This window comes from Pseudonocardia sp. TRM90224 (assembly GCF_021245725.1).
Lineage (GTDB): Bacteria > Actinomycetota > Actinomycetes > Mycobacteriales > Pseudonocardiaceae > Pseudonocardia.
Map to the genome: position 1 here is coordinate 1 of NZ_JAJGSX010000105.1, position 1,208 is coordinate 1,208.

1 protein-coding gene is annotated in these 1,208 nt (G+C 68.0%); it reads left to right on the forward strand.

The features are described 5' to 3' along the window. On the forward strand, window positions 1-1,056 hold a 1,056-nt coding region (locus tag LL648_RS43590; protein ID WP_232668862.1), incomplete at its 5' end, for a hypothetical protein. Window positions 1,057-1,208 lie beyond the last annotated feature (152 nt).

Sequence of the window (1,208 nt, forward strand, 5' to 3'; positions counted from 1 at the left end):
GTACTCGCGATGGCGGCGCCGGCAATCAATGGAGCCGACGCGCAGCAGGTGACCGAAGCGCTCGGCATGCCCGCCTCCGACGCGTTCGAGATCGCGCGCAGGCTGCTCGACGATCCGTATCCAGAGGTGTCCGCGGCCGCGGCGGCGTGGACGAGCACACCACCTGAGCAGCTCCCCGAGGGGGCGGCCGCATGGCTGGCCCAGCTGTCTCCATCGGTCGACCGCGGACCCATCCCGAGCCAGGACGAGGCCGATACCTGGGCCCGCGAACACACCCTCGGGTTGATCGAGCAGTTCCCGATCCAGCTGCATCCCGCCATGGCATGCGTGCTCGCGAGCGCGCTCGCGACCCGGGTCAGCTGGAGGGAACCGTTCACCGCTGTCAGCTCCGACGGCTTCCGCTCGGACTGGCGCACCCGCGTCAGCACGATCCTGCGTTCGCCGAGCGATCACCAATGCGCGATCATCCACCACCACAGCGCAGGCGACGTCGCCGTGCATCGCGCCATCGCCGATAACCTTGTGGTGACGTCGGTGATCGCGGCCGAGGGTGTGCCGGCAGGCACCGTGCTCGACGCAGCGTACGACGTGGAATGTCACGCCACGGACCATTCTTCGCGTTCGCTGTTCAGCCTCCCCATCGGCGACGGGCACGCGTGGACGATCACCGAGTCTCCAGGCTGGGAACGCGACGAATCGCTGACCGCGTTGCTTCCAGCCTGGTCGGCGAACTCGACGCACGACCTGAGCGACCCACGACTCGGGTTCGCACCTGCAGCGCACGCACTTGTCGAGCTCTTCGGCGCAGCGAACGACTGGACGGCTGTCCAATCCGCGGTGGCCCGCTACCACCGGGTCGGTTTCGAGGCCGCCGCGGTCACGGGAATGGACGCCGGCGGCTACCCCCGACCGGGACTTCAACGGAATGCGCTACTCCGCTTCGACCGTCCCTACGCCGTCGTCGCCACCACCTGGGACCACGTGAGGCGTGGTGGCTGGCACGTCCTTCCGGTCTTCTCCGCATGGATCACCGAGCCGGAAGAGGTCACCGACTGACCACGATGCACTTGCGGTGACGGTGCTACAGCCATGTCGTGCGCGGTTTCACAGAGGCCAGGGGGCGCGGCGCCGCTCGGGTTGGGGTGCCGCCCGATGGTCGCTCTGTTAGTACTGCAACGGCGTCTGAGTGTCAGGGTGGTGGGTGTTGT